We start from the raw sequence: 23403 nt of genomic DNA, 5'->3' as shown, positions 1-23403 counted from the left end.
CGGCCAATGCGCCGAAGAAGCGTTTCGAGATCAAGGACAACGCTTCGCGAGTGAACTCCCTGGCCGTGCTGCCACTCTTCGTCGTGGCCTTCGCGGGCATACTCAAACAGATCTTCCAGGACGATGATGAGGAGAAGGAAGCTCCCGGCAACCAGAAGTCCTCACCGCAGCCGAACCAGACCCCGGACGTTCAGGCGACGACGGCTGCCCCCATCGAAGCAGCCGATGCGGCTGCTCTGGATAAGGTTGTCCGGATCTCGGACTACCTCGATGCCATAGCCAAGGGCAGGCCGCTGCCTGCCTTTGACGTGTCGGAGTTTGCGTTCGCGCAAGCGGGGGACGGCCCCTCTCAGGCCGCCTTTGAACGAGCGACGAAGATGGCACCCGCCGATACGACTGGTGCAAATGTCGGTTCCAGACCGTTGGGATCGGGCAATCCGACGGGGACAAATTCGTCGCTGCCGACAGCCAATGATAACCAACCCGTCGTGAGCCTACCGCCCATGAGCGGTCAACCCGACGGACCTGGCCCTGGCGATCACGAAGACCCCGGCGCTCTCGATCCGGACCCGGATCAAACAACACCCGGCGACGAAGATGACGATGACCCGGCGCCGACGAAGACAAACCGTCGTCCGGTTCTCTCCGGCCCGGTCTATCTCGACAACGGGCTGCTTAACCTGTCGGTGATCATCACCATGGGTGAACTGCTTCACGGCGCGAGCGACCCCGACGGCGACACGCTGATCGTGCGTTATCTGGAGGCGGATGGCGGCAGGCTGGAGCGTATCGGTCTTGACCGTTGGCTTTACACGCCTGCAATCGACGAGACCGGAGCGGTGGTCTTCCGTTACCAGGTCAGCGACGGCGACGAAGTCGTCATGCAGACAGCGCATCTGGAAATCCGTCTGCCGGAAACCGAAGCGATCGTCGGCACCGATGGCGACGATATGCTGATCGGCACGCCCTATGCTGACCTGATCGATGGCCGCGGCGGCAACGACATGATCTACGGCCGCGAGAGCGACGATATCCTTTATGGCGGCGACGGTAACGATCGGCTGGTCGGAGGCGCCGGCAACGACATTCTATGGGGCGGCCGCGGCAATGACATCCTGTTCGGCGGCGAGGGCGATGACACGCTGTTTGGCGAACAGGGCGACGACCTTCTTTATGGCGATGCCGGCAACGACATCATCTTCGGTGGCGACGGCAACGACGAAGCCCACGGGGGAGACGGCAACGACTACATCGACGGCGGCGTCGGAAACGATCGGCTCTTTGGCGAAGACGGCGTTGACGTCATCCATGGGGGCGACGGCGACGATCATATCGAGGGCGGGGCTGGAGCCGACGTCCTCATCGGTGGTGTGGGCGCCGATATCATTCTCGGCGGTGCCGATGACGACGTCCTTCAAGGCGATGATGGTAGTGACCAGCTCTTCGGCGGCACCGGCGATGACGAGTTGCATGGTGGTGGCGGCAATGACGCACTCGATGGAGGCGAGGGCGACGACGTCCTCCATGGCGACGACGGCGACGACACAATGTTCGGCGCGAGTGGCAACGACGTGCTGCATGGCGGTGCCGGCAACGACGCAATCGACGGAGGCGAGGGCGACGACGTCCTTCACGGCGATGACGGCGACGACGTTCTTCATGGCGCCGCAGGCAACGACACGCTCGATGGCGGCGACGGAAACGATCACCTCGTCGGCGGCGACGGCGACGACATGCTATTCGATGGTGCCGGCGTCGACATCCTCGAGGGCAGCGCCGGGGACGATTGCATCATTCTTGTCGCCGATGGCGCCATCGACACCGTCTATGGCGGTGGCGGCAACGACACGCTGGACTTATCCCAAATCATCTTCGACGCGACGATCGACTTGCCTGATGGATGGGTGACGATCGACGGCACCCGCGAGGCTCGTCTCTTCGAGATCGAGAACATCCGCGGCGGTCGTGGAAATGATCGGCTCGTTGCCGACGATGAGGTCAACATCATGGTCGGCGGTGCGGGTAACGACATCTTCGTGTTCCGCTCCCTTGACGCCTTGACCAACGAGGGCGGGCCTCGCGACCATATCCAGGACTTCTCGGTTGGCGACCGTATCGACCTGTCGCGTCTCGGTCGGGACCTCGACGACTTCGCTGCGCAAAAGCTGTTCTTTGCCGGCGCCGCTTCGTCGACGACCGCGGAGATCGGCGCAGTGACCTATCGTCACCAGCTTATCTCCGACGAGACCGGCGACCAGGACATCACCATTGTGGGCGGTAATCTCGACGAAGATTCCGAGATGGAATTCGAGCTCGTCCTGCATGGTCGGCATTTGCTGACCGAACAGGATTTTATCCTGGCTGGCCGCGACGACGGTTGAAGCCGACAGCCGCGATCGCCGACGCAATAATCCTTGGAGGAGCATGAGATGAGTGGCACGCAAAAGGCCCAGGAAAGCGAGGCGACGCAGGCCGGACAGCGCTTCGGCATTCGCTCGCGGATTATCACGTCAGGCCTGCTGGCGACTGCCCTGATCGTGGGATGCGGTGGCTGGGCGGCCCAAGCCAGCCTCTCCGGAGCGATTATTGCCCAAGGCAAGGTCACGGTGAAGAAGCAGGTCAAGCAGATTCAGCATCGCGACGGCGGGATTGTCGGGGCGATCCTCGTGGCGAATGGCGACGTGGTTGAAGCCGGCGAAGTCCTGATCAGGCTCGACGAGACCCAGACCAAAGCAGAGCTCGGCGTGATCTCCTCCCAGTTGTCGGAACTGATCGGCCGGCAAGCACGGTTGCGCGCCGAACGCGACGGAGCTGATGATGTCCTGTTCGACCAGCTCTTCGAAACGGCCGCTGTGACAGCTGCAATCGCAGAGGGCGAGCGCCGGTTGTTCAGTGACAACCGAGCCACCCGCGACGCCCAGCGCGATCAGTTGCAGTCCCAGATTGAGCAGTACGGCGAGCAAGTCCGGGGGCTGGAATCGCAACGGGAATCCAACGCCTTGGAGCGCCAGATGATTGCTGAGGATCTGGCCCGTCTGGCTCCACTGGTAAAGCGGAAGCTGGTCGAGAGTACCCGGACCCGCACTATGGAACGTGATCTTGCAAAGATCGACGGTTTGAAGGGGGAGATCGAAGCGAACATTGCACGGGTCAAAGGGCAAATCAGCGAAGCCCGAATGAAAATCATTGAATTGGATCAACAGACCCGAACTGACGCGCAGCGCGAACTCAGAGACGTCGACGCCCGCGTGGCCGAATTGTCTGAACGGATCGTGGCTGCCCGTGATCGCCTCTCGCGAATGGATTTGCGCGCACCAATTGCTGGGTTCGTCAACGATCTGAAGGTACACACGGTCGATGGCGTCATCTCGCCAGGCGAGACAGTGATGGGGATCGTGCCGGAAGGCGAGGAACTCGTCGTGGAAGCCAGGCTGTCGCCGATCGACATTGACCAGGTTAGCGTGGGCCAAGACGTAAAGCTGCGCTTCTCCGCCTTCAACCAGCGCACTACGCCCGAGATCGACGGCAGAGTTGACATCGTAGGCGCCGCGGCGACACTCGATCCAGCCAGCGGACAGACCTATTACCTTTCCACTATCGCCATTACCGACGAGGATCGGGGCCTCGGCAAGCAGATCCTCGTTCCAGGTATGCCCGTTGAGGTGTTCCTCAAAACCGGCGAACGCTCGGCACTATCCTATCTGGTCAAGCCATTTACCGACCAGATGATGCGCTCGTTCCGAGAAGAGTAGAAGGGTCGTGAAAGGCATCGTCTGTGCGGATAGATCGAAGTCGGTCTTCTTGCGCATGGATGCGAAATTCAGTGTAAAAAAACGATGACTGCGGCTTGTATAAATCAATCAACGCTCGGGCGCCAGAGAAATTATGGGATCTGTATTGTCAAGAAAACGGGAATTGATTGCAATTCTGTCCGTTTCAGATATAAAAGTGCTGATGATAACTCTCAACGAGGCACAGGATCTAGCCCAGAGGGAATCTGATCTGAAACGACGCATCGAGTTCTCAAGAAGAATTCTGATCACGTCAATAAGGCCATCCGGCCGTGTCAATGTAGCCGCCTGTCGAAAGGTACACTAGAGTACTTCCTTCGATCGATGAATCGAATGTGAAGTGACGGGCAGAGCGGCGTCTGATTCAGATCCCGCTTCGATGGAGGTGGAAGATGGCCAGAGCATTGAGCGAGGATCTACGGTCACGAGTACTGAACGCGTCGTCGGACGGAATGTCTGCAAGCCAGGCGGCCGCCCGGTTTGGGATCGGCATATCGACGGCGATCCGGTCGATCCAAGAGTAGGATAATCAATCACTTACCGCGCGTTATTTTTTGACTGTTATACAGATTGTTATGCGCAAGCAAGCATGGGTGGCCATAGCACCGACTGAGGCCGCGTCTGCTTCGTCATCCGTTCAACTTTGCACTTCCTCTAACACTGCGAGGCGTCGAATCGAATTCCCAATGGCCGCCGCCCCCGAAGTGAGAGGATGGCAACGACGCGTCGCTCGTGAACCTATCCCGCCACAAAGCCAAATTACTCGGTGTTCGTCATGTTGGAGCGCTCCATTTCATGCTTCCAGTGCCGAGTTGAGCGATCGCCCGGTCCGATCGACGCAGCATCCTCGGCGTCACCAGCAATCGCAATCCGAAGCCGCCCAAGCCCGGCAGATCATCTGTAGGCGTCATATGGCCGATGATTTGTTTAATGGGTGGGGTTCAAAGAGGGGTGCATATAGTTTGACGCGAATTAATCGAAAGCGTTACTTTAACGCTTCTTAAAACTGCTCGGACGTGGCATCGCTATCGGCTATTAATGAAACGTTAATGACAGGCTGCGTGGGGGCGTGAGCGTAGGCCGCGACCGGCGCCCAAAGGGGCGTTTGCCTCGGCGAAATATCCGGCCCTACGATGTCAGACGGTATACCCATTCTCTGCGAACGCGTTCATCATGTGTGACGAAAATGCCCCAACGTCGGCATAATGCCTGATTATGGACTCCCTCTTTAATGTTGCAGCATGCTAGGTGACCTAGGGGTCGGATGCTCAGGGAGCATGCGGAGCAGTTTTTGGCTGAGAGGGAAGATTATGGTGAGGAAGATTGGCGTCGTTTGCTGGGCAGTGCTGATTTTCGCTGCTGCGTCAAATACGGCGACAGCCGGCGATCTCGTCTACACGCCGGTGAACCCGTCGTTTGGCGGCAATCCGCTCAATTCCTCGCACCTTTTCGCGATTGCCAACGCTCAGCGTGACGCGACGGCGAGTGATGCCGACGATGGCCTGTCGGGGGGCGGCATCGGCGGCGGCGGCGGCGGAGGAGTGGGCAACAGCCAGGCTGATCTCTTCGTCAGCCAACTTCAGGGGCGGCTACTCTCGGCGCTCGCCTCGCAGGTCACCGAGGCGATCTTCGGCGAGAACCCGCAGGACAGCGGCACCGTAACCTTCGGCGACACGAGCGTTACCTTCTCGCGGACGCTGGATTCGATCCGTTTGACCATCGTGAACGGCGCGGACGGCACAGTGACGGACATCGTCGTTCCGCAACTCGTCACGTCAAGCCTAAATTGATCTGCAGGGGGCCCTGTTCGTCAGAACCCGGTCGTGCATGCCTGAGGGGAAACCATGTTGAGTTGTATCTGCACGCGGGGCGGCCTGCGGCTGGCAGTGATGATCGTCGCCCTAGCTTCGCTTTCCGGCTGCGTGACCCAGGAGGCGTTCACAGATACGCCGCCCGTGATCGCACCGGTGTCGCGGCCCAACGACGATCTCCGTCGCGTGCCACCACCGAGGCAGAAGACCGTCGTCGCGGTCTATGGCTATGAGGATCTGACCGGCCAGTTCAAGGAACGGGAAAACGTCCAGTCGCTATCGCGCGCGGTGACGCAGGGTGGCGCCTCGATGCTGATCCAGGCATTGCAGGACGCCGGCGAGCGGCGCTGGTTCACCGTGCTGGAGCGCGCCGAGCTGGATAACCTCCTGAAGGAGCGCCAGATCATCACGGAGATGCGCCGGCTGTACCGTAACGAGACGCAGCTCGATCCGAAAGTGGTTCCGCCGCTTCTGCATGCCAACATCATCATCGAGGGCGGCATCATCGGCTACGACACCAACATCATGACGGGTGGCGTGGGCGCCGGCTTCCTCGGGATCAGCGCCGACACCAAATACATCCACGACGTCGTGACCGTGACGCTCCGGGCCGTGTCGACGAAGACCGGCGAGGTCCTGACCACGGTGACGGTCCGCAAGGCGGTCGCATCCTATGCCCTCCAAGGCGGCGCCTTCCGCTACGTGAAGATCGACGAGCTCTTCATGGCCGAGGCCGGCGTCACCTACAACGAGCCGAAGCAGATCGCGGTCCAGTCGGCGATCGAGAAGGCCGTCGAGGGGCTCATCGTCGAGGGCGCCGATCTCTCGATCTGGGAGTTCAGCGATCCGGCGGCCGGCCGCGCCTATGTCGAGGCCTACAAGGCGCAGGAGTACGGCGAACAGCTGACTGCGGCGGCCCAGACCCTGCCGCGTCCCGCGACCGAGGCTGCCGCCGATTCCGTGCAGACGGTCCCGGCGGCCCCGGTGCGCGTTTCCCAGCGCTCTGCCCGTCCGGCGAGCTCGCCGGCAGCCGCGCCGCGCGTGGTAACGCAGCCGCCTGCGCAGCAGAATCTGCGGCAGTTGCCCGGTGTTCCGAGCAATGCGCCGATCCAGCGCCAGATCGAGGAACAGGCACCGCGGCAATTGCCGCCTGCACCGGCTCCTGACGAAGACGCGGTCGGATCGAGGGAACCGAGCGAGGCGAACCCGGCACGGGTCGCAGCCAACGTCGGCTGAACCGGCCGGTGAATGGATCAGCCTCCCCTCCGTTGTCCTGTGCCCCACCCGTCGCGCAACGCTTGGCTCAGGTCTCGGCGAAAACGGGAGCTCAGGACAGGATGTCTCATCCTGGGTTGGCGACGCCATTGAAACTGGTGGTGGCGGACGGGCACGCGCTGTTCCGGGCAGGTTTGCGCTATCTCCTGCAGGAGCTGGCGGATGTCGTCGAAGTCCACGAGGCTGCCACTGCCGACGAACTCTGGGAGTTGTTGTCAGCCGGCAGCTACGACCTGATCCTCGTCGACCATCTTCTTGGCGGCCTGGAACACGGGTCGGAGATCGGCAATATTCGCCGCCGCACGGGCGGGGCACCCGTCGCGGTCGTGTCGGGCAAGGACGAGCCCGCAATGATCCGTGCTGCGCTGGATGACGGGGCCGCAGGGTTCATTCCCAAGGATTCTTCGCCGCGCCTGATGATCCAGGCCCTGAACCTCATCCTCGCCGGCGGATTCTATCTGCCGCCGACGATCCTGTCGCTGCTGCCACGGGTGCGGGCCGGCGAGCGCCCCGATCCGCAGCGCGTTTCCCTGACGGCGCGCCAAGAGGAGGTGTGGAACCACCTCGCCAAAGGCGCCTCCAACAAGCAAATTGCCCGCTCGCTCGGCCTTTCCGAAGGCGCCGTGAAGGCGCATGTGGCGGGACTTCTGCGTCTGCATGGCGCGCGCAACCGGACGGAGGCGCTGGTGCGCGCCGGCGCGGTCGGCTGGACGAGTGGCGATGCGCCGTGGCAGCATCGCGGTGATCGCGACGAGACGAATGGAGTGGACGGCGCGGCGAGGCCTGACCGGCGCCTGGGGTCCGACGCCGATCCCGAAGGTTCCAACGTCGGACAGGATTAGCGGTGCTCGCGCGCCAGGTCTCGGTATCTGGCGAGCACCCGGCCATCGCGTGGTGGCAGGTCGCGCCGACGGGCGGGCCACCGGAGCTCTCAGGCGCCGGCGGAGAGCCGATCACCGTTTCGCCAACGACGCCATCCGCAGCCACACCCGGCAAGAAGCCGACGGGTTCGCCGCCTCGTGCGCCCGTCCCCCGGATCGCGTCTGGCACCCGGACCTGACCCGCAGTGCTTCGGGTAGCCATCATTTCCTTAGCACGGAGCTTGTTCGGTCGCCGCCGCAGCGCGCCGCAGCGATCGCTGAATCCTCGTGGGGCGTCATCCGTGTGCACACCGTGAGTTGAGGCGCAACGGCAAATTGGGCCGCATAGCAAGCCGGAAGAATTCGCCGTGACTGGTATCATGCAGAACCCAATCCCATCACAAGAACCTCAGGAAATTCTTGAAATTGATCCGGGATGGGATGCAAAGGCGGTCTTCCACACGACACTTCGTTGAAAAGCCCCGCGCCAAGCTTCGAGGCCGTACTACTGCGTTGAACGACCTGGCCGTTATCCCGGCCCTTCTTGTCGCCGGCCATTCGGCCTAGTCGAACGGCTCAAACCTTAATCCATCCGGCTAAGTCACTCAGCCATGGGGCAACCTCGAGGCGAATGGAGGCGCGCTATCCATCTGTTATTAATGGGTTATTACGGACGCATTAACGCCGCTCAAAGCGTCCGTGGCCGACGTCGGCGATGGGGTCTGCCACTCCGAACGTGCACACCCTTAACGTTACCAAGGGGTAAAATGGCTCACTCGACGTTCCGTGATTGACCCTTGGTCGGCAAATCCTCTAAAGGGTTAGCAAGCCGTTAAAGGGATGGAAAAGACAGAGATCCTGAAGCAGCGGCGAGGGAGTGGAGAGAAAGACCGAAGAAACGCCGACGGTTCGACGCAGGGGGAGATTCCTGCGAATGCCTTCGGCTTGCCTGCGGTCCGCCGCGATGCCGGTCTCTCCCACCCTGGCCGCGTCAGTGGCCGACGCCGCGGCGGCAGACGTGTCTCGGACAGACCCGGAAGGCCTGGGAGGCCCCGGTCAACAAGCAAGGTCAACGACGCTGCGGCGTGATGCCGGGCGGGGGAATAGGGGTGACACATGACGAACCTGAAGAGCGTACTTCTGGCCGCGACGGCCATGGGCATGATGGCTGGCGCCGCTCACGCCCAGTCGAATGGAAACACCGCCGACGTCGAGCAGATCCAGCAGGGCAACACCGCTGCCGTCAACCAGTCGGGTAGCGCCGACAACGAAGCGTTTCTTCTTCAGAACGGCACCACCAACGACGCCGACATCCGGCAGTCCGGTGTGGGCGGCAACATCGCCGGCGTTGACGGCAATGCCATGACCCAGACGGGCGCGTCGAACGTCCTCGACGTCAACCAGGCCGGTTCGGGCAACGAGATCGGCACCGGCACCGCCGGCGTCGACCAGACCGTCGGCCGGAACGATGCGACTCTCACCCAGACCGGCACGGACAACACCATCAGCAACGTCCAGCAGGCGGGTCGCGGCACCAGCGGCACCAACGTCCTGACGATCGTGCAGGGTGCGACCCTGAACACCGTGACCACCGCCAGCCAGACTGGTCGGAACAACGAGGGTTCGATCACCCAGGATGGCGGCGGCAACCTGGTCACCTCGTTCTCGCAGACCGAGGTTCCCGGCACCGTCTTCGGTATCCCGGTCACGACCCGTCCTGGCAATGAGGCGACCGTCACGCAGTCGGGCGAAGGCAACATCCTCGCCTCGGTCAGCCAGCGCAGCGACCGTCTCGGCAGCAAGAACACGCTGACCATCGACATGTCCGGTGACGGCAATGGCGGCGGCGGACTCTCCGGCCAGGCCGCCGCCTCCGGGGCGACCGCGAGCACCCTGTCGCAGACCGGCGAAGGCAACGCGATCGGCATGCTCGTCTCCGGCACGGGCGCCCAGTTCGGCGTCACCCAGAGCGGCTCCGACAACGCGGCGACCGGCATCACCCTCGCCGGCACGAACAACCAGCTCGGCATCCGTCAGATCGGTACCGAGAATGCCGTAAGCCTCTCCACGATCGCCGGCCTCGCCAACAATGTCGGCATCGAGCAGTTCGATTTCGGCAACGACGCCAGCGTCTCGATCAACGGGGTTTCCAACGGCAACCAGGTGGGCATCAGCCAGGACGGCCCGATTGGCAGCTTCGGCCGGACGAACGACGCCACGGTGACCATCAACAACGGCTCGGACAACACGTTCACGGTCCAGCAGACGTCGTCGTTGTTCGGCGGCAACAACACCGCCACCGTCTCGCTCACCGCCGGCAACAGCAACCAGCTGAACATCGACCAGACCGGCTCGTTCTTCGGCGAGCGCAACGAGGCGACCGTCACCCTCTGGGGCAGCTTCAACAACGTCGGCGCCTTCGGCGGTAACGATGCCGGCTCGCTCGGCCTAACCGCCGGCAACCTGATCCAGACCGGCGCGGGCAACGACATCACCATGAGTGTCGGTGACGCCGGAGCCTCGAACGGCAACGTCTTCGCCTTCTCCCAGATCGGCGATGACAACATGATCGACGGCTCGATCAACGGCAACGGCGGTGCCGGAACCGGCATCAGCACGGGCAACCAGGCCGCGGTCGTTCAGGCCGGCAACGGCAACAGCGCGACCTTCAGCCAGACCGGCTCGGGCAACGTCCTCGGCGTCAGCCAGTAAGTCCCGCGAAGGGGCGGCTCAGCCGCCCCTTCCTTGCCTCATCCCATTTCATAGCCGGCGTTGCGGCCGTGCCTCACCCCGCCGAAGGCGGCCAGGCCAAGCCCCTCGTCGAAGGAGCCGATCATGAAGAAGTCCCTCAAGGCGACGCTGCTCTCGGCGTCCATCCTCGCCCTCGGCGCCGGCAGCGCGTTCGCCGACGACAACGACGCCTTCACCCTGCAGTCGGGCACGGACAATACCGCTCTCATCCAGCAGAGCGGGTCGGGCAACCAGGTCGGTCTTGCGCCGGTCGCGCAGAACGCAACGCAGGCCGGCAGCGGCAACATGCTGTCGATCAAGCAGCTCGGGTCCACCAGCCAGGTCGGAACGGGCACGCTCGGCGTCGACCAGACCGGCACCAAGAACAAGCTGACGATCATCCAGTTCGCCGGATCGAACGGCAATGCAGTGCTGAACGTGCAGCAGACCGCGAACTTCACGACCAACTCGACCTCGACGAACGTCGCATCGGTCTCCCAGACCGGCGGGACCGGCAATGTCGTCGACACGATCTCGCAGACGATGACCGCCGCCGGCCCGCAGAACTTCATGACCATCGTCCAGGACGGCTCCTCCAACGGCGTCGGCGGCTTCCAGCGGTTCAGCTTGGCCGCCGAATTCGCCGCGCAGAACGGACTGCAGCTCGCCTCGGTCTCGCAGAGCGGCGCGAACAACAACTTCAACTATCGTGCTGACGGCAACTCGAACCAGTTCGCCGTGCGCCAGACGGGCGGCAATACCTCGCTCGTCGCTTCCGTGGTCGGCGACTCGAACCAGCTCCTGGCGCGTCAGGCAAACGGCGCGGTGGCAACCGCCACCATCGCCGGCGACAGCAACGCGCTGGTCTTCAACCAGGGCGGCGCCGGGATCATCGCGGATGTCACCATCACTGGCGACCTCAACAACAGCAACGGCCTTGGCGGCTTCTCCGGCGACGCCCGCTCGGCGGCCTACGGCTTCCAGCGTCCGGGGCTGATCCAGCAGTTCGGCTCGAACCAGCTCGTCTCGCTCGACGTCGATGGCGACTCCAACCGCTTCTCGGTCAACCAGGCCAATCGCGGCAACCGCGCCACGGGCAGCATCGCGGGCGACGGCAACCAGGCCGTCGTCAACCAGGACGGGGTCTCGAACACCGCGACCTTCTCGCAGGTCGGATCCGGCAACACCCTCGGCGTGAGGCAGTGATCAGCCGGGGGGCGGCCTTCAGGCTGCCCCTCGTCCCCTTGACCCGTTTCACCAGCGCGCTGCGGCAGTGCCTCGAACCGCGACAGCGGTCAGGCCGATGCCCTCGCCAGCAAAGGAAAAGATCATGAAGAAGTCCCTCAAGGCGACGCTGCTCTCGGCGTCCATCCTCGCCCTCGGCGCCAGCATCGCCTTCGCCGACGACAACGACGCTTTCACCCTGCAGTCGGGCCAGGACAACACTGGCCTCGTCCTTCAGAGCGGCGTCGGCAGCAACGTCGCCGGCTCCAGCGATCACGCCATCACTCAGGACGGCGACGACAACACGCTGCGGATCGAGCAGATCGCGGACGACATCCGGGGCGGCCGGCAGAACTTCGTCGGCGCCGGTTCGGTGGACGCTGTCGACAATGATTACGCCGGCTTCCTGCAGCAGGGAGACGACAACACCGCCACGATCCGCCAGGACGGCGACCGGAACCGCGTCTTCCAGCTCAAGCAGATCGGGAACGACAACGGCGCGACTGTGAGCCAGACCGGCAGCTTCAACGGCGTCACATCGATTTCCCAGTCGAGCGACGGCAACAGCGTGTCGGTCACCCAGACCGGCAGCCAGAACCTCGTCGGTCGCAGCCAGTACCGTGCGCTGCCGCGGAGCAGCCAAAACGAGACGGAGAGCGGCATCTACCAGAACGGCGGCAACAACACGCTGACCATCTCGACGGTGGGCGATCGCAACCGCACCTACGTCGCGGCGCAGAATTCCACGGGCTTTGCCGCAGGCAACCAGGCGAGCCTCGAGATCCTGGGCTCCGACAACGGGCAGACGGGCTTCGGCACCGGCTTCGCGGCCGGCCTCGGCATGGACTCGCGCTTCGTCGTGGCCGGACTCGAGCGCAGCGTCGTTCGGCAGACCGGCTCCAACGGCCTCGACGTCACCATCAACGGCAACGACAATGCCTATGGCTTCATCCAGACCGGGACGGCGGGTCTGACGGCCTCGGTCACGGGCTCCGACAACCAGCTCGCGGTCGGCCAGAACATCGGCATCGGCCAGGCACTGCGCGACGACGCGATCGTCACCATCACGGGGTCGGGTAACGACGTCGGCCTGAACCAGACGACCAACAGCGGCGCCTCGGCGCGGGTATCTGCCGACATCGACATCGACGGCAGCAACAACCGGCTTGGCATCACCCAGACGCAGAACGGCAATGCAACGTCCTCGCTGGTCGTTTCGCTAGTCGGTTCCGGCAACAACGCGACGTCGCTCGGCGGCTTCACCGGCGATGCAGGGTCGATCTTCTTCAACCGGACCCCGGGCTACCTGGAGCAGGGCGGCAGCAACAACACGATGGAGCTGAAGGTGGGCGCGGTCGGTTCGCCGTCCGACAACAACCTGTTCTCGATGCGCCAGTCGTCTTCCAACAACACGATCAACGGCACGATCATGGGCAGCAACAACCAGGCCGTCGTCTCGCAGTCGGGTGGCGACATGGCGACCTTCACCCAGAACGGCAGCTTCAACAACATCGGCGTCCGGCAGTAAGCCAGGCGACGAGAAACCGGTTGGGGCGGCTGGATGCGTGCATCCGGCCGCCCCGCCATTCGATCCGAAGGCGGTCGAGACGGTCGATCGCATCACAGTGGCAGGAGACGTAAAATGGTCCGACGGCCTTTACCCGGTTTGATGCTGATCGCGTCCGCCATGCTTGTTCCGCTTGCTGCCGCCAGCGCCCAGACCGCCGGCGACAACTCCGTCTTCATCGGCCAGACCGGCAACACCAACGCGATCGCCATCGAGCAGGACGGCAACGGCAACGTCGTCGGCGGCCCGACGGACGGCTTGCCGCTCGGCCAGGACGGCCGCGACAACCAGATCACCATCCGGCAGACCGGATCGAACAATTCCGTCGCCACCAACACCCGTACGGGCGTGCGGCCAAGCCTCGGGCTGGTCGCCACCGGCACCGGCCAGCTCGGCAACCGCAACGTCATCGACATCATCCAGGACACGCCCTTCTTCGGCTTCGCCAGCACGGCGATCGAGGCGATCCAGCAGCAGGCGCTCGCCGCCTTCAGCGCCGCCGGCGCCGCCTCGAACGAGCTGGTGCTGCGCCAGTCCTCGCTGGCCGGCGCCCAGTCGGTCGGGCAGGTGATCCAGACCAACACCGCGGCCGGACCGGACGAACGGGTCACCAACCGCGTCGCCATCACGCAGACCGGCAACATCGCCGGCGACAACACCGTGGTGACCGTCCTGCAGAACGGCGCCGGCAACGACGCCGGCATCCTCCAGACCCAGGCCGGCCAGCAGATCGGGACGGTCCGGCAGATCGGCACCGAGAACGCCGCCGGGATCGAGCAGTCCAACGGCCTCGACAACGCCGTCCTCAGCGTCGAGCAGAGCGGCATCCTCAACCGCTTGGAACTGCTGCAGAGCGGCTCGCGCAACCAGGTCGCGCAGATCCTGCAGAACAACGACGGCGTCGGGATCTCCGGCAACAGGGTCACCCTGACGCTCGCCGGCAGCGACAATGGCGGCAACGGCGCCACCGACAATTTCAGCATCATCCGCAACGCCGCGGCCGTCTACCAGGCCATGATCTTGCAGATCGGCGACGACAACAGCGTCAGCTACGTCACCTCCGACGACAGCACCGGGAACCTCTACGGCGTCTCGCAGGAAGGCGACGGCAACGGCGCGACCGGCACCGTGTCGGGTGACGAGAACGAGATGGCGGTCCGGCAGATCGGCGACGACAACAGCTTCACCTTCCTGCAGGACGGCACGGCGAACGCCGCCGCGGCGGACTTCGCCGGGGAGCGCAACCAGGCCGCCCTCAGGCAGAACGGCACCGGCAATCTCGCGGTCGTCTCGATCAGCGGCAACAGCAACAACGCCCTGCAGGTAACCGGCTTCACCGGCGACCGCCTGGCGGTGGCCACCGCCGAGGGGCTGAAGCCCGGCGACATCGTGCAGGCCGGCACGCTCAACACGGTGGACGTCATCGTCACCGGCGACCTGAACGCCTTCGCCTTCTCGCAGAAGGACCAGGACAACCGGATCTACGGCCTCGTCTCGGGCACCGGGAACCAGGCCGTGGTGACCCAGGCGGGAACTGCAAACGTTGCGTCTTTTTCGCAGCGAGGAAAGGGGAACGGCCTGGTGATTCAGCAGTAGAAGCCGACAATGCGCCGCCGATGTGCGGAAAATGCTGCTGTTGCTCAAAATTCCAGAGGTGGGCGAAAAATGTTATTAAGGCTTGCGCGCCATAATCCGGGTAAGATCAACCCGGAGCAGTTCGATGTATCGGATGCGTGCATGCCTCACTGTCGCGGTCCTGTTGACGACCTTTCCGGCCGCGGCCGACAATTCTCTTGTGATCCTGACGGATCCGAATTCGCTGAACGCTACGGAACTGACGATCGCCGGCAGCGGCAACGGCCTCAGCATCTTACAGGAAGTCCCGCTGAGCGCCGCCGTGACGAACAAGGTCCGCGTCAGCCTGACGGGCGACCGCAATGGCGGTCCGGTGGGGTCGACCTTCACCAGTGCGGCCTTGAGCTCCGGCCTGATGCCGGGCACGCTGACGCAGCGCGGACAGGGCAACATGATGAGCCTCGACGTAATAGGCTCGAGCAATCTCTTCGCCATGCTGCAGCAGGGCGACGGCAACACCATCGTCGGCTCGATCTCGGGCATCGGCAACCAGGCGGCCGTCCAGCAGTTCGGCGGCAACAACTTCGCCTCCTTCTCCCAGACCGGGATGGGGAACAATGTCAGCATCACCCAGAGGTCCCGCTAAGGCAGGGATCTCGCATTCGGAAAGGTTCCGGCATGCGTCCCTCCCTTCTTGGCTCAGCCATCGCGGCCCTGGCCATGTGGTCCGCGGTCGTTCCGGCGAGCGCCGAGGACAACACGCTGACGATCCTGCAGACCGGCACGGGCAACTCGCTCTTCGTTGACCAGTCGCAAGCCAGCGGCAGCACGGTCGGCGGCCTCTCGCTCGGTCGGTTCGGAAGCCTTCTCAGCCTCGACGAGAGCTCGTCGCAGCTGGGCGGCAACAACCGCGCCACGATCACCGTCACCGACGACGGCGCAGATGCAGTCGCGAACGGCGGCGAGGTCTATCTCTACCAGAACAACACCGGCCAGACCGTCGGGGCGACCCAGCCGGGCGGGGCCCGTGTCGGCAACCTCGACGGAGCCAACGTCGCGACCATCAACGCCCTCAACGGCAGCAACGCGCTCGTCGGCCAGTACGGCGTCGGCAACAATGCCACGGTCAACGTCACGGGCCCGCTTTCCGGCACCCTGACCGGCGGCGAGGCCATCAACGGGACGGTCATCCAGGTCGGCAACGGCAATCTCGGCAGCGTCAACGCCGGCGCCGGCACGCAGGGCACCGTCGTCCAGCTCGGCAGCGGCAACACCAACGAGCTCAACATCGAAGGCTCCCCGCCGGGCACGTCGGTCGTCTACACCCAGATCGGCAACAACCTGACGCCGGGGACCAGCGCCCAGGTTTTCACCACCGTGCCGGGCACGGTGACGGTGACCCAGACCGGCTTCGGCAGCGTCGCGACCCGCGGCGCCGTGACCGTCACCCAGACCGCACGCTGAGTGCGGCGATGCGCGCGGCAGGACGACATACGGCCCTCCTCGCCGCCGGGATCATGCTGGTGACCGGCGGTGCGAGCCGGGCGGCCGAGCCGGGCGCGATCGCGGCGATCGTGGTGGAGCCGACGGACGACGGCGTGCGGATGACCGGCCGGGCCGTGGCGCTTTCGGTTTTGTCGGTGGACGCGAAGATGACCATCGAGCGGTCGGGCAGCGGCGGCCGCACCTCGACGTCGCAGGGCGGGCGCTTCACGCTCGAAAAGGGCGAGAGTGCCGACGTGGCCACGGTCGGGCTGTCCATGGCGGCGGGCGACGCGCTCTCGGTGGAACTGGTGCTGAGCGTCGACGGCCGGACGATCGCGCGGAGCGTCGTCGAGACGGCACCGTAGCGGACACGAGATCGACCCGTCCGGCCCGAAGCGCTTCCGGCCGGACGGTTTTCGCGAGGGACAAGCCGGACTGCCGCAAGAGAGCGCGGTCAGACGGCCAGGGACGGGGACGGGGAAGAATGAACATCATGAATATTGCCGGGCTGTCGCTCGTCATGGCCCTGGCGGGCCATTCGGCGGCCAAGGCCCAGAGCGAAAGCGACTTCGTCGCCGCGTTCTCCGGCGACTGGCAGACGCTGGATCCGGCCTATTCGGACGGCGGCGCCTGTCGCGTGTCGCTGGCGTCCGAGAAGTCGGGCGCCAATTACGCGCTGACGGCGCGCAATTGCGGCGGCGACCTTGCCGGCATCGGTGGCTGGGGCATCGTCGGCAAGCAGCTCGCGCTGCTCGGCGCCGACGATCAGGTGCTGGCCCGCATGGGCGGCAACCAGATCCGCATGAGCGGCGACACCGAGACCGGCAAGGCGCTGGTCTTCGAGCGCATCCGCGAGACGGCGGTCGCGCTGGCACGGCCGGTGAACGACGAGGAATGCGTCTTCTACGGCTACACCGCGAGTTGCGCCAAGCCGGAGGACTTCGTGCAGCCCGAGTCCGCCGCGCCCGGCGAAGCGGCCAAGGCCTCGGTGCTCGTGCGCCTCAATGTCCGGGCGGAAGCCCGCCCCGACGCCCCAATCGTCTCCACCATCCCGGCCAACACCTGCGTCGTCGTCGACCAGTGCACGACGGCGTCCGACGGGTTGTGGTGCAAGGCCCAGGTCGCCAGCTACACCGGCTGGATCCCGCAGAAGGCGGTCCGGCAGGGCCGCTGGCCGGTCCTCACCTTCGCCGGACAGTGCCAGATGGTGAACTGACACTCACAATTGCAGCAAGAGGGGCTGCTTCGCCGAATATGAGGTCGTCATAACGACCATATACCGACCATAGAAAACGCCATATTTCTCCCCCACCACACCATACGCACTAAAGCTGCAGTCAGGGGATCCGACTGGCGACGGGGTCGTTTGGGCTTCTCTCATCATGTTGCCGAAAGCCTGGATCGGCCTTCGACTATTCATTCACACTGGTGCGCTTTCTCCTGCGCAGAGTTCTTTGCGGACCGGCGCCGCTCGATCGCGCGCTGTTGAGGGCTTGCTCCCTCGCGTCGCCTGCGTCGGTGCGCTCTCGCTAGCGGAATTGCCTGCGCGGACGTTTTGCAGGAACGGCCAAGGCAGGGACTGTATGACGTCATTCAGTTTGACGATATCAACCGGCCTCGGCGCCTTCTTTGTCCCAGTAGCCCCGCACAAAGCTCGCACTTCGCTCGCCATACTCGGACACCGACAGCGACTTCAGGAGCTTTTCTCTGTCGATGTGGTCGCGGACGATGCGCGCGTCCCTCCAAGGGATATGGGACAGCTCGGCATTCGTCGACAACGCGTGCCCAGTGATCTGCGAAAGGCGCGCCTGCCAACCCTCCTCAGCAAGACTGGCTTCGAACCAGGCTGCGAGGGCCTCCCAGTCTGGCCACGCCCAATCGTCGGTACTCAATGCAAACAGATCACCGTCGCGTCGGGCGAGGCCAATGCGTTCGCGGGCTTCCGCAAACCGTCGATCCCAGAGGCGGTCGAGGTCGAGGGCTGCCTCGCGAGCCTGTCGCTCGACTGACGTCCGAAGGGATTTCCGTGCGAGCGGAAAGCTTCCACGCGGGTCTTTAGGCACGCGCCGGACATACTGCCAGACGCCGTTGCGCTTTGTGAGATGATTCGAGATCGCCACTTCAACCGCCATGTTGCACATGATGTTATGCAGCGGCCTGACAAGCAAGCCGCGCATGAGGGCGGTAAGTGATTGATTTATCAGATGGCCGGAGTACCATTTCAAGGAAATGGTACGCCCAAGGGGAGGATAAACTCAGTGGTAGGTCACGCGCGATCGAATGATCCGAATATGTGGTAACCTAACGTAACAGGAACGGATCAAGCGCATGACCGAGACGCTCTTCGCGCGCCCAATGGAACCGGACGACTTGGATTCGCTCGGCTCTTGGCTCTTGGATATGGACGACCTCGCGCTGTTTGACCGCTCTTTGACGGTGACGCCTAGTCGCAATGCCCTTCGACGAATGTGGGAGTCGGAACTAGCAGGCGACCACTCTTCGACTGCGTGCTGGTTTACGGTAGTGACGAATGAGCGATCTCCAACAGCCATCGGCGGGTTTTCGTCCGTCAAGTACGCTCATGGCGATGCCACGCTAGCAATGTTCGTGTCCAAGCCGGCCCGCGGCAAGGGGCTCGGGTTTCATTTCGGTTCCCTGCTTCTGGACATCGCATTCGATCATCTCCGCCTCCGCCGGCTCACGACCTTTTTTCGGTCGGATAACGAGCGGACAGATAGGCTAGTCGCGCACCTCGGCTTTCGCGAAGAGGGCCGAATGCGCGAAGCGTGGTTTGCCAAGGGCCGGACATTCGACGCCGTTGTTGTCGGCGTATTGCGGGACGAATGGTACGCCAATCGCTCCGCTCTTCAGGCGGAGCTCCGATGCGACCAAAAGATAAGGTTTGGGGCGGTGGAAGAACACGCACCATAAGCCGACCCCGGAGTCCGGCTATTCTCGATTACGGTGAGGCGGCTGACAGTGAAGGCACCAGACCAACCGAATGGGCCACGACGGCGACTCGGAGCAGCGCTGTTCGCTGACATTGTGAATTATGCAGACTTGATGAGTCGGGATGAGGTCGGTACCCACGCGGCGGTAATAGCTCGCCTGCGCCTGCTAAGCCAAATCGGCGAAAGATATCGCGGCGAAGTCATACAGCGGCTCGGTGATGGCGTTTTTATGCTATTCGACAGCGCCGTAGACTGCGTCTGCTTCGCGATGCGGGCGCAGATTGCCATGCAGTCTGAGAATAGCGACCTTCCGTCGGAGCGGTGCATTGTCTTCCGGATTGGGATACATTGCGGTGAGATTCTATTCGCCGACGAGGGAATAGGCGGCGACACCATCAACATTGCTGCTCGGATTGAGTCACTGGCTCCACCGGGATCGATCGCATTGACTTCTACTGTGCACGAACAGGTACGCAACAAGGTACCAGCCGGGTTCGAGTATCTCGGACCCAGAGTGCTGAAGAACATCGCCGAACCGGTGGAACTCTTCCTGCTACGCGAGGACAGCGAGCCAGCGGCAATGACTCCAGCGTTGAGGCTAGGGAGGCAGGATCGTGCAGCGGCGATAAGCGACCAATCAGTGGTCATCTTGCCATTCAAGTTTGATGGCGAACCGGGCACTGAGAACTGGTTAGCCAACGGGCTGACGGAAGACATCACGACGAACTTGTCGCGCTTCCATAACCTCTTCGTGATTGCGCGCAACTCTGCTTTTGTCTACCGCGAGCAGGAAATATCGCCGCTGGAAGCCGGACACCGTTTCCAAGTACGCTACGTTATCTATGGTACTGTACGGCGCTCGGGAAAGCGTCTCAGGATCACTGTCCAGCTTGTTGACGCCATCCGCGATCGGACGATCTGGGGCGAGCAATACAATCGCAATCTCGACGATATTTTCGACATTCAAGACGAGATTAATCGGACCGTTGTAGCGGCGATTGCCGTTCAGATTGAAGCATCCGAGCGCGAGCGCTTGCGAAGTGTTCCACCGTCCGATCTGCGCGCTTATGGTTTTGTCCTACAAGGCCAGCAGCACTCTCTTCAGTACCGCCGCGAAGAGAATCTCATCGCTCGCCGGCTTTACGATGCCGCGCTTCAGGCCGATCCGCAGTATGCGCGTGCGCTGGCGGCTAAGTCGCGAACCCTCAATCTCGACTGGCGCTACAAATGGGGTGACGAGACGACTGGCGCTTTGGATGAAGCGCTAAACTTAGCCCTTTCAGCAACGTTGTCAGATGAAACAGACGCGAGGGGATTCGGCGAGCTTGGGTACGCGCACCTGTACCGAAAAGAGCATGATGCATCGATTAGCGCTTATCGTCGTGCCCTATTGCTTAATCCAAATGATGCAGATCTGATGTCCGACATGGCCGACGCGCTTGCGCATTCGGGCCGAGCAGAGGAAGCCATCACCCTTCTCGAAAAGGCAATGCAGCTCAATCCATTTTTTCCGGACCAGTACCTTTGGCATTTAGGTGGCGCATACTACAAACTGCATCGCTACGACGAAGTCATACAGACTATTCAGTCGATGCAGAATCCCACCGAAGGACGCCGTTTGCTTGCTGCGAGTTACGCCCAGATGGGCAGGCTTGACGAAGCGCGCAGTGAAGCTGAAATGGTACTGCAAGCCCATCCTGGTTTCCTCGTCGAGCATTGGGCGAGAGTCTTGCCGGATCGGCTACAATCTGATGTGGAGCACTTCGTTGACGGGATGCAGAAAGCTGGGCTCTCTTAATCAGTCACTCGCGTCGCCCCGTCGGCCCGGATAACGCGCACCGCTCAGCATAGCGCCAGAAACCCTCGCACCACTCACCATGGCGCCGCTGACCATCGCCCCGGCCACCCTGGGGCCACCGGCACTGTTGGGGTCGCTAAAGAAGGTATTGAGAAGCACCTGCTCAAACATCCCAGTATCGATATCCATTCTAATCGTGTAGTCGGCCTTGTCGTAAGACCAGACTTTCAGTTCGTCGGCGTAGTCAAAATCGGCGGCTGCCAGCCCAGTAAGCGAGGGGTCCCCGGGCGCTCGCGCGCGATTTGCCATGCCCTTCTTTCCCGTTCTGTATTCAGTGGCTTCAACACCATCCCCATGGACCAGAAACAATACAGGGCGAGGCAGTTCGTAATACGTACCCTCGTAGCTAAATCCGTAAACGCGGGCGAAGCGCGCAGATTGACTGGTCAACTGATTTTGTAGGAACTTATTAGTACGCGGACTTCTGGCGGGAGACGGATTATGATTTCCGTCTTTCTGATCTGCTGAAGGAACGATCGCCGTCGGAAATCCATTCGCGGGATTTGTATCAACAATTCTCCAAAATGTATTCTTGTTGGTTCTTCCCTTTCTTATTCTTATCATCATGTTGGCTTCATATTCGAAGCTTTCATCGATCTCCAAACGCGACGATCCAGTATCATTGCCTTTGGCATTCGCAGGGACGAATTTGTAAACGCCAAGCTCATTTGGGTCTGTCTGGTTCTTGAGTAGTATTCGATGCTTCGGTTTCAGACGGACGCTGTCCACCTCGACGATTCCCGTAAGCGCGTGGTTGTTGATACTCGCTAAATCTACTATTTCAAAGTTTGACATCGGGGCGGGCGGATCTACGATATCCAGATCCTCCACCACGCGTCCGAACAACAGGATATTCGATGGACTGAGTAGCGTCTCGGTCATCTAGGCCTCCTTATGCCCGGCCTGGGCAATGAGAGCTGGGCGCTAAAGCCCTCCTCAAATTATACCTGTAAATCGTGTCGCTGGATAGGGATGACATCATCTTCCTTTGGGGACTAACGTGCGAACTGACCCAGCGTGACTGTCATTGCCAAACGGCTGCAATTGCGGTCCGACTTTGACCCAACCAATGTCACGTAGGTCAAAATTTCCGCGGATCATTCGAAAAAATCTGCCTCTGTTGAGTTGCCGATCAACGAGCTCGAATACCTCGGCGACATCAACGTAGCTCAGATCGTCCCGCTCAATCAGGTCCCAAGTCGTGGCCAGATATGTTCCAACTATGTCGCGCGCCCGCAATAGTGCCATCTTGAACCCGTCTGGATCACGCGCGAATGCTTTGTCGAATAAGCGCTGCATGGTCGATGCATAATAAGGGGTAGCTAGCAATTTATCGGACAAATCTTCCAATATTGGAGTGATCAGCCCATGCTCAAGGAGCTCCTCATGAAATATATCGACTAGAATATCGAAGAATGCGCCCGTCAGTGGCTGGGACAAGTCATGCTCTTTTCTCCAGCCACGTTTGAACTCCGAAAGCCGCCGGTCGTTCGACGAAATCCGGATCTGTTTGTTAGGGGACAACTCAGCCATCCGGCTGACCCGGTTCAAGGTGTAGAGATTGCCGCGCGTTGTCAAAAGAAGATCGTCGACAACCGAATTGAAGTGCAAAGAAGATATTAGCGCGACAAGGTCAGCCGCCGATTCGTGAAAGCCGAAATACTCGCCGGTCGCCGCCTCTGGGTCGGGTACACCGAGCTCGCTGTAGATTATGGCGTGACCAACTTCGTGAGCAATCACATCGAAGTTCAAGCTGTACGGTACAAAACTCTCGCCCTTTCCGTGGCCTCCGACCTCAATGAAGCCATAACCGGCATATGCATTCTGCAAACTCGGCAGTATGGATAATTCCAAGCGCGGAAAATCGCGTTCAAATTGCCAGCGTATTGGGCGCTGAAAATAGTTTTCCCATACGTCGATGACGAAGCGCACGGTGCCGAAGAGATGCGCCATCTCGAATTGCTCGGTACCCATCCGTAGATAGTCGAAGTGCCCCTCTGCGTCTGGCAATGCTGGCAGATTGATGGGGCCGTGCCACGGTGGCAGCGAAAGCGTGGTGTCCTTTCGATCCATGCTGATCCCGTAGGGATGGCGCTTGCCGATCGGATAAACAGTGTAGGCGCGGTGGTCAGCAGGACCGGGCCTCACCTGTCCCGCAGGTGTCGCGATTAGTACCGTCTCAGGTGCAACCTGCGCCGCGGCGAAACTCGCCTGCGGGAAGAGCCTGAAGCGCGTGCCGCATATAGCCAAGTCGGCCCCCAGAGGCTGCCGTCCGC

General features: G+C 62.2%; 18 protein-coding genes and 1 pseudogene. 16 read left to right on the top strand and 3 right to left on the bottom strand.

All coding sequences use genetic code 11. The annotated features are described in order from the left end of the window. From J3367_RS12345 to J3367_RS12280, 14 genes and pseudogenes are all read left to right on the top strand, one after another. Positions 1-2381, top strand: a 2381-nt coding sequence (locus J3367_RS12345) for a calcium-binding protein (RefSeq protein ID WP_421461210.1), incomplete at its 5' end; no start/stop codon positions are given. 48 nt (positions 2382-2429) lie between these two features. Further along, complete coding sequence (locus tag J3367_RS12340; protein WP_421461208.1) at positions 2430-3752, top strand: HlyD family type I secretion periplasmic adaptor subunit; 1323 nt, start codon at positions 2430-2432, stop codon at positions 3750-3752. A 431-nt stretch (positions 3753-4183) separates the two neighbouring features. Next, positions 4184-4306: pseudogene (locus J3367_RS12335) on the top strand (IS630 family transposase); the annotation flags it as partial. A gap of 795 nt (positions 4307-5101) precedes the next feature. Then, complete coding sequence (locus tag J3367_RS12330) at positions 5102-5581, top strand: curli assembly protein CsgF (protein ID WP_024350062.1); 480 nt, start codon at positions 5102-5104, stop codon at positions 5579-5581. A gap of 54 nt (positions 5582-5635) precedes the next feature. Then, positions 5636-6838, top strand: a complete 1203-nt coding sequence (locus J3367_RS12325; protein WP_421461205.1) for a CsgG/HfaB family protein — start codon at positions 5636-5638, stop codon at positions 6836-6838. Positions 6839-6975: 137 nt separating this feature from the next. Continuing rightward, positions 6976-7719, top strand: coding sequence for a response regulator (locus J3367_RS12320; RefSeq protein ID WP_244495387.1), 744 nt, complete (start codon positions 6976-6978; stop codon positions 7717-7719). A gap of 1134 nt (positions 7720-8853) precedes the next feature. Continuing rightward, positions 8854-10449, top strand: a complete 1596-nt coding sequence (locus J3367_RS12315) for a beta strand repeat-containing protein (RefSeq protein WP_024350065.1) — start codon at positions 8854-8856, stop codon at positions 10447-10449. Positions 10450-10572: 123 nt separating this feature from the next. Further along, positions 10573-11673: a hypothetical protein gene (locus tag J3367_RS12310; RefSeq protein WP_024350066.1), complete on the top strand. Its 1101-nt coding sequence runs from the start codon at positions 10573-10575 to the stop codon at positions 11671-11673. Positions 11674-11797: 124 nt separating this feature from the next. Next, positions 11798-13219 (top strand): hypothetical protein, encoded by a 1422-nt coding sequence (locus J3367_RS12305; protein WP_024350067.1) that lies wholly within the window; start codon positions 11798-11800, stop codon positions 13217-13219. 159 nt (positions 13220-13378) lie between these two features. Further along, complete coding sequence (locus J3367_RS12300; RefSeq protein ID WP_162142653.1) at positions 13379-14854, top strand: hypothetical protein; 1476 nt, start codon at positions 13379-13381, stop codon at positions 14852-14854. A 163-nt stretch (positions 14855-15017) separates the two neighbouring features. Then, entirely contained in the window at positions 15018-15479 is a 462-nt protein-coding gene (locus tag J3367_RS12295; protein WP_162142654.1) for a hypothetical protein, read from the top strand. A 32-nt stretch (positions 15480-15511) separates the two neighbouring features. Beyond that, the gene (locus tag J3367_RS12290; RefSeq protein WP_024350070.1) at positions 15512-16297 is read left to right on the top strand and encodes a hypothetical protein; all 786 of its coding nucleotides are present in this window, start codon (positions 15512-15514) and stop codon (positions 16295-16297) included. 8 nt (positions 16298-16305) lie between these two features. After that, positions 16306-16683 (top strand): curli-like amyloid fiber formation chaperone CsgH, encoded by a 378-nt coding sequence (gene csgH / locus J3367_RS12285; protein WP_155898429.1) that lies wholly within the window; start codon positions 16306-16308, stop codon positions 16681-16683. Positions 16684-16802: 119 nt separating this feature from the next. Beyond that, positions 16803-17534, top strand: coding sequence for an AprI/Inh family metalloprotease inhibitor (locus J3367_RS12280; RefSeq protein WP_024350072.1), 732 nt, complete (start codon positions 16803-16805; stop codon positions 17532-17534). Positions 17535-17925: 391 nt separating this feature from the next. Here J3367_RS12280 and J3367_RS12275 read toward each other — a convergent pair whose 3' ends face one another. Then, positions 17926-18543 carry a DUF6538 domain-containing protein gene (locus tag J3367_RS12275; RefSeq protein ID WP_155898430.1) on the bottom strand — a complete coding sequence of 206 codons (618 nt, stop codon included), beginning with the start codon at positions 18541-18543 and terminating at the stop codon, positions 17926-17928. 103 nt (positions 18544-18646) lie between these two features. Between J3367_RS12275 and J3367_RS12270 the strand changes: the two genes are divergently transcribed. Next, positions 18647-19249: a GNAT family N-acetyltransferase gene (locus tag J3367_RS12270; RefSeq protein ID WP_421461198.1), complete on the top strand. Its 603-nt coding sequence runs from the start codon at positions 18647-18649 to the stop codon at positions 19247-19249. Between the two features lie 33 nt (positions 19250-19282). Continuing rightward, positions 19283-21067, top strand: a complete 1785-nt coding sequence (locus J3367_RS12265; RefSeq protein ID WP_306302718.1) for a tetratricopeptide repeat protein — start codon at positions 19283-19285, stop codon at positions 21065-21067. Here J3367_RS12265 and J3367_RS12260 read toward each other — a convergent pair whose 3' ends face one another. Together J3367_RS12260 and J3367_RS12255 are read right to left on the bottom strand one after the other, a co-directional pair. Then, positions 21068-22009, bottom strand: coding sequence for a hypothetical protein (locus J3367_RS12260; protein ID WP_421461196.1), 942 nt, complete (start codon positions 22007-22009; stop codon positions 21068-21070). Between the two features lie 96 nt (positions 22010-22105). After that, the gene (locus J3367_RS12255; RefSeq protein WP_202814805.1) at positions 22106-23377 is read right to left on the bottom strand and encodes a hypothetical protein; all 1272 of its coding nucleotides are present in this window, start codon (positions 23375-23377) and stop codon (positions 22106-22108) included. Positions 23378-23403 lie beyond the last annotated feature (26 nt).

The organism is Aurantimonas sp. NFXS3 (assembly GCF_049132005.1).
Lineage (GTDB): Bacteria > Pseudomonadota > Alphaproteobacteria > Rhizobiales > Rhizobiaceae > Aurantimonas > Aurantimonas coralicida.
This window is presented reverse-complemented; position numbering and strand designations above follow the sequence as displayed.